This window comes from Rhizobium tumorigenes (assembly GCF_003240565.2).
Lineage (GTDB): Bacteria > Pseudomonadota > Alphaproteobacteria > Rhizobiales > Rhizobiaceae > Rhizobium > Rhizobium tumorigenes.
This window is the reverse complement of the sequence record NZ_CP117255.1, coordinates 3,251,259-3,257,500: the sequence shown is the minus strand read 5'-3', so window position 1 is coordinate 3,257,500 and position 6,242 is coordinate 3,251,259. Positions and strand designations below refer to the sequence as shown.

Below are 6,242 nucleotides of genomic sequence, written 5' to 3'. Positions count from 1 at the left end.
AACACATATTCAGAACATCTTTATCAACACACCAAAACCAGACCCCGCTCGGACAGCCAAACCCAAACCACAAAACCCAAAATCTTGCCCAAATGGTCAAAAATCACCGGTTACGGATCGGGTGAGAGGCATGGCGTTTCAATTGCCATCGGGCTTTACCCGCCCTAAGGATTGAGCTTCATCCATTTCTCTCATGCCGGAGCACCAGATGTTGGTCCTCGACGAAGCCAGAACCCGCGCCGCCCTTCCATGGGGGCCCCTTATCGACGCCATCGAGCGGATGTTTGCGAGCGACTGCGTGATGCCGGTGCGCCATCATCATGCAATGGCGGTTCCAGGGGAAAGCGACGCGACGCTGCTCTTGATGCCGGCCTGGGTGCCGGGGCGCTATTCGGGCGTCAAGGTGCTGTCCCTTTTTCCCGACAACGGCCTCCGGGGCCTGCCGGCAATCTACGGCACCTATCTCCTGTCATCCGGGACGACCGGGGAAATGCTGGCGATCGTCGATGGTGGCGAGCTAACGGCGCGGCGCACGGCGGCGACCTCGGCGCTGGCAGCGAGAAAGCTCGCGCGGGCGGATGCCTCGGAGCTTCTGGTGTGCGGCACAGGCCGCCTCTCTCTCAACCTGATGCAGGCACATGCCGAGGTCCGGTCACTGACACGCATTCATGTCTGGGGCCGGAACGGCGACACGGCCGAGAGAATAGCAGCAGAGGCGCGGATCATGGGATTGCCGGCCATTGCCGTCACCGATCTTGCGGCGGCGGCCCGCACTGCCGACGTGATTTCCTGCGCCACTCTCTCCAGCCAGCCGCTGATCGACGGCAGCTGGCTGAGGGCAGGCGCCCATCTCGACCTGGTCGGCGGCTACAAACCCGATATGCGCGAGGCAGACGACACGGCCATCCGCCGCGCCTCTGTCTTTGTCGATACGCTTGCCGGGGCGACGCACGAGGCGGGCGATATCGTCCAGCCGCTTGCAAGCGGCGTGCTGACGCCAGACGGGATCCGCGCAGAACTGGCGGAACTGGTGCGCGGCGAAAAGCCGGGTCGCCGCGACGACAACGAGATCACGCTGTTCAAATCTGTCGGCGCGGCGCTCGAAGATTTGGCCGGCGCCATTCTCGCCTACGAGTCCCTTAAGGACGAACTGGCGGCATGACGCGGACGGCACTTCCTATCCTGCCGGTCTCCGAGGTCCTGCCCGAGATCGGAACCGCGCTTGGCGACGTCGGCCGTGCGGTTCTTTCGGCGCCGCCCGGCGCCGGCAAGACGACGCTCGTGCCGCTTTATCTGCTGGATCAGCCGTGGCGCGGAGACGGCAGGATCCTCCTGCTCGAGCCCAGGCGGTTGGCGGCAAGGGCAGCGGCGGCGCGCATGGCATCGCTGCTCGGTGAGGAGGTTGGCGGCACCGTCGGTTACCGGATGCGGCTCGACAAGAAGATTTCGGCAAGGACCCGGATCGAAGTGGTCACCGATGGCGTCTTTGCACGAATGGTCCTCGACGATCCCGAACTCGCAGGCGTTTCGACTGTCATCTTCGACGAGTTCCACGAACGCTCGCTGGATGCCGATTTCGGCCTGGCGCTGGCGCTCGACGTGCAGTCTGCCCTGCGCGACGACCTGCGCATCCTGGTGATGTCGGCAACGCTCGATATAGAGAGGGTCGCGCAGCTGCTCGGCCAGCCGCCGGTGATCGAGAGCATGGGACGCAGTTTTCCGATCGATGTGCGCTACCGCGACAGGCCTGCCGGCGAGCGGATCGAGGACAGTGTCACTGCCGCCATCGTTGCTGCCCACCGGGATGAAAAGGGTTCGATCCTCGCCTTCCTACCCGGCCAGGCGGAAATCACCCGCACCGCCGAACGGCTGGAAGGACGGTTCGGGCCGGAGACGCTGATAGCGCCGCTGTTCGGCAACCTCAGCCAGAAGGAGCAGGACGCGGCGATCCGCCCGACTGCGGCGGGGATGCGCAAGATCGTGCTGGCGACCTCGATCGCCGAAACATCGATTACCATCGACGGTGTGCGCGTTGTGATCGACAGCGGCCTGCAGCGGCTGGGCGTCTTCGAGGCGGCGACCGGCATCACCCGGCTGGAAACGGTGCGGGTGTCTCGCGCCTCGGCAGACCAGCGGGCGGGACGCGCCGGACGGACGGAGCCGGGTATTGCGATCCGGCTCTGGCATCCCGGCCAGACGGCGGCGCTGCCGGCGTTTACACCGCCGCAGATACTCTCCAGCGACCTTTCAAGTCTGGCGCTCGATCTTGCCCACTGGAGCGTCGAGGATCCCGGCAGTCTCGGCTTCGCCGACCAGCCGCCGGCCGGCACGCTTTTCGAGGCGCGGAGCTTGCTCAGACAACTGGGAGGGCTCGATCACGCTAACGGGCTCACCGCACGCGGTCGGACGATGCGGGCGATGGCACTTCCGCCCCGACTGGCGGCGATGGTGATCTCAGCCGCCGGAAACGGCCAGGCACGCGAGGCGGCGATGCTGGCCTTGCTTTTGACCGAACAGGGGCTGGGAGGGCAAAGCATCGACCTGGAGGAACGCCTGCGGCGTTTCCGGGGCGAAAAAAGCGAGCGGGCCGAGGCGGCGCGACGACTGGTGGCAAGACTGGTGGCAACTGCCGGGGGCAGCAGAGGCGGCGGCGAACCGGTGATGGCCGGCACGCTGCTGCTGCACGCCTTTCCCGACCGCATTGCCCTGCAGCGGGGCGGTCGCGGCCGGTTCGTCATGGCCAATGGCCGTGGTGCCGAGCTGCCGGAGACGGAGCGGCTGTCGGGTGCAACGATGCTTGTCGTCGCAGACCTTACCGGTCGTGCCGCGCAGGGCCGGATTCTCAGTGCTGCCGAGATTACGCGCGGCGATGTCGAGGCCGAGCTGCCGGACAGCATCGTGACCGAGGATCAGTGCCTGTTCGACAAGACGAGCCGGCAGGTCCGGGCCCGGCGGGTGACGCGGCTCGGGGCCATTATCCTCGAGGAGACGCCCCTGCCGCGTCCCTCCGGGCGCGAGGTGGCAGCGGCACTGGCGGAGGGTATCCGCGAACTCGGGCTTGGCGTGCTCACCTTCTCCAAGGAAGCCGCCCAGCTGCGCGACCGGATCGGCTTTCTGCACCGAACGATCGGGGAGCCCTGGCCAGATACGAGCGACGAGGCCCTGCTCATCCGGCTCGACGATTGGTTCGTACCGTATCAGGGCGACGCGCGGGGCTTATCCGATATTTCCACCGGCGGACTGTCGAACGGGCTGATGTCGTTGCTGCCGCATGATTTACAACGGGAACTCGGACGGATGGCACCGACGCATTTCGAGGCGCCGACGGGGCAGCGCCACCCCATCCATTACGATGGGACGGAGCCGCTGCTGACCATCCGGGTGCAGGAGCTGTTCGGGCTTCGTCAGCATCCGTCTATCGGCGGCGGACGTTTGCCGCTGGTGTTGGAATTGACCTCGCCGGCACACCGGCCGATCCAGACGACCCGAGACCTGCCGGGCTTCTGGGCCGGAACCTGGAAGGACGTGCGCGCCGACATGCGCGGTCGCTATCCTCGCCACCCCTGGCCCGAGGACCCGGCAGCAGCCGCCCCGACTACCCGCGTGAAGCCGCGCGGAACTTGAGTGCATCGCCGTTAAGGAGTGAGCAGCATGATTGCCGAAAATGACAGCCTCTTGCCGGGCAATCATCACACCAGCCGGCGCGTGCGGCTGCAGACGCTGGTCCGCCTGCGCTGGCTTGCCGTCGGTGGCCAGGCCGCGACGGTCGCGATCGTCGCCTTCTGGCTGCAGTTTCCGCTACCCTTGCTGCCCTGCTGCGTGCTGATCGCCTGCCTTGCCTGGATCAACCTGTTCCTGACGTTGCGCTATCCGCCGACGCACCGGCTGGATGCGCCGGCCACCTTCGCCCTTCTGGGGCTGGATCTGCTGCAGCTGTGCGGCCTGCTGTTCATCACCGGCGGCCTTGCTAATCCGTTTTCGATCCTGGTCTGCGTGCCCGTCATCATCTCCTTTGCTTCCCAGCCTATCCGCTACAGCATGACGCTGATCCTTGCGGCGATGGTGGCGATCACGTCGCTCGCCTTTTCGCCTTTCCCGCTGCCGTGGTATGCTGGCGGCATCGTCGCCATCAACCAAGTCATGCAACTCGGCGTCTGGTGCTCCATCGCATCGACAATGGCCTTCGCCGCCTTCTATGCCTATCGCGTATCCATGGAGGCAAGCCAGCTGGCCGATGCGCTGGCGGCGACCGAGCTGGTCCTGCAGCGTGAGAAGCACCTGTCGCAGCTGGACGGACTGGCGGCGGCAGCGGCCCACGAGCTCGGAACGCCGCTGGCGACGATCAGCATCGTTGCCAAGGAGATGGAGCGGGAACTCGGTCACGACGAGCGTTACCGGGAGGACGTGGCGCTGCTTCGCAGCCAGAGCGAGCGGTGCCGCGACATCCTGCGGCGGATTACGACGCTGTCGGCGGAGAACGAGGCGCATATGCGCTATCTGACGCTGTCATCGATGATGGAGGAAATTCTCGCCCCCCATCGCGAATTCGGGATCAAGCTGACGCTGGTCGAGGAGACCACCAGATCCGGCGAACCGGTCCTCAACCGCAATGCCGGGATCATGTACGGGCTCGGCAACCTGGTAGAAAATGCTGTCGACTACGCCCGCGAGATGGTGACTGTCACGGTGGCGTTCGATGCCGAAACTCTGGCGATCACCATTGAAGACGACGGGGTCGGCTATGCGCCCGATATCTTGACCCGCATCGGCGAGCCCTATGTAACGACACGGCAGCGTGACGATGCCGCAGGCGGCCTTGGGCTTGGCCTGTTTATTGCAAAGACGCTGCTGGAGCGCTCCGGCGCAACCCTGACATTCGGAAACCGCGAGGCGGAAACTTCAGGGGCACGGATCCGCATCGAATGGCCTCGTGTTTTGATAGACAGCAATTCGACAAACTGAGCCGACGGGCTTATGACCAGTGCTCGCGACGCTATATATACACAGAAGATATACGCAGGCGGAAAACCGCCGGGATCACGGAATGACAGATCTAGACCACGACATCGAGACACTTGCCTCCAGCGACGGTGATATCGGCCCGGATCCGAGCCTGCTGATCGTCGACGACGACGGCCCGTTTCTGAGGCGACTTGCCCGGGCTATGGAAACACGCGGCTTTCTCGTCGAAACGGCCGACAGCGTTGCGGAAGGCGTGACGAAATCGAAGGCCCATCCGCCGAAATATGCAGTCATCGATCTGAGGCTTGGCGACGGTAACGGCCTCGACGTGATCGAAGCCATTCGCCAGCGCCGCGACGACACACGGGTGATCGTCCTCACCGGCTACGGCAACATCGCTACCGCTGTCACCGCCGTGAAGCTTGGTGCGGTGGACTATCTATCCAAGCCGGCTGACGCCGACGATGTCTACGCCGCGTTGACGCAGCGGCCCGGCGGAAAGGCCGACGTGCCGGAAAACCCGATGTCAGCCGACCGGGTGCGCTGGGAACACATCCAGCGGGTATACGAGATGTGCGAGCGCAATGTTTCGGAGACGGCGCGGCGTCTCAATATGCATCGGCGTACGCTGCAGCGGATCCTGGCCAAGCGGGCGCCTAAATAGCGGGCTATTCGATCGGCAGCGGCTTGCCGGTTGCCCATTCTGCCGCGAGCAGGCGTTGAGCGGCGACGCGCGAGAAATTGAGCGTGACGGCGCGGCGGGTGGTTGGCGTCAACCTGTGCTCGGGCGCCTCGCGCACCATGTGGGCGCCGTAGCCGTCGGACAGGATCAGGCCGCATTCCTCCGGAAAGATATCGAGCGGCACATCCTTGTGCGTGGCAAAGAACAGACGGTCGCATTGCAGCCGGTAGTCCGGCCATTTCCGATCGACACGAAAGTCCTCGACGGACGACTTGATTTCGATGATCCAGATCTCGCCCTTTTCGCTGAGGCTGATGAGATCGGCCCGCCTGCCGCCGGCGAGCGTCAACTCCGGCAGGACTGCATGCCTCATCTCGTGGAGCAGGCGCTGGGCGCCCTTGCGCACCAGCATCGCACGCTCAGACTGGCGACCATCTATTAACGGATTGTTATTGTATAGGCTGAGAATCGTCATGATTTAACCAGTCTAGACCAAGTTTTGTTGCAAAAAAACCATGCGCTCTCAAATCGCGGCTCACACGATTATTTGTGCGACGCGTTTACTTGCAATGCGGTGATATCGAAAATAAACCTTGCC

Annotated in this window: 5 protein-coding genes; 4 read left to right on the top strand and 1 reads right to left on the bottom strand. The window is 64.2% G+C overall.

Features of this window, described 5'->3' with window-relative positions; genetic code table 11:
* Positions 1-208 precede the first annotated feature (208 nt).
* The 4 genes from lhpI to PR017_RS15855 all read left to right on the top strand — a co-directional run bounded on the left by lhpI (position 209) and on the right by PR017_RS15855 (position 5,626).
* Complete coding sequence (lhpI, locus tag PR017_RS15870; RefSeq protein ID WP_111222171.1) at positions 209-1,162, top strand: bifunctional Delta(1)-pyrroline-2-carboxylate/Delta(1)-piperideine-2-carboxylate reductase; 954 nt, start codon at positions 209-211, stop codon at positions 1,160-1,162.
* Positions 1,159-3,624 (top strand): ATP-dependent helicase HrpB, encoded by a 2,466-nt coding sequence (hrpB, locus tag PR017_RS15865; protein WP_111222170.1) that lies wholly within the window; start codon positions 1,159-1,161, stop codon positions 3,622-3,624. The genes lhpI and hrpB overlap by 4 nt, the downstream gene beginning before the upstream one ends.
* A gap of 27 nt (positions 3,625-3,651) precedes the next feature.
* Positions 3,652-4,962 (top strand): ActS/PrrB/RegB family redox-sensitive histidine kinase, encoded by a 1,311-nt coding sequence (locus tag PR017_RS15860; RefSeq protein WP_111222169.1) that lies wholly within the window; start codon positions 3,652-3,654, stop codon positions 4,960-4,962.
* An 82-nt stretch (positions 4,963-5,044) separates the two neighbouring features.
* Entirely contained in the window at positions 5,045-5,626 is a 582-nt protein-coding gene (locus tag PR017_RS15855; RefSeq protein WP_111222168.1) for an ActR/PrrA/RegA family redox response regulator transcription factor, read from the top strand.
* 4 nt (positions 5,627-5,630) lie between these two features.
* On the opposite strand, the gene PR017_RS15850 is transcribed toward PR017_RS15855, so the two are convergent.
* Positions 5,631-6,119, bottom strand: coding sequence for an MmcB family DNA repair protein (locus tag PR017_RS15850; protein WP_111222167.1), 489 nt, complete (start codon positions 6,117-6,119; stop codon positions 5,631-5,633).
* Positions 6,120-6,242: the final 123 nt, after the last annotated feature.

What these genes read in the sequence shown, in the direction of transcription:
- lhpI (WP_111222171.1), top strand. Translation starts at nt 209, where the DNA reads ATGTTGGTCCTCGACGAAGCCAGAACCCGCGCCGCCCTTCCATGGGGG.
- hrpB (WP_111222170.1), top strand. Translation starts at nt 1,159, where the DNA reads ATGACGCGGACGGCACTTCCTATCCTGCCGGTCTCCGAGGTCCTGCCC.
- PR017_RS15860 (WP_111222169.1), top strand. Translation starts at nt 3,652, where the DNA reads ATGATTGCCGAAAATGACAGCCTCTTGCCGGGCAATCATCACACCAGC.
- PR017_RS15855 (WP_111222168.1), top strand. Translation starts at nt 5,045, where the DNA reads ATGACAGATCTAGACCACGACATCGAGACACTTGCCTCCAGCGACGGT.
- PR017_RS15850 (WP_111222167.1), bottom strand. Translation starts at nt 6,119, where the DNA reads ATGACGATTCTCAGCCTATACAATAACAATCCGTTAATAGATGGTCGC.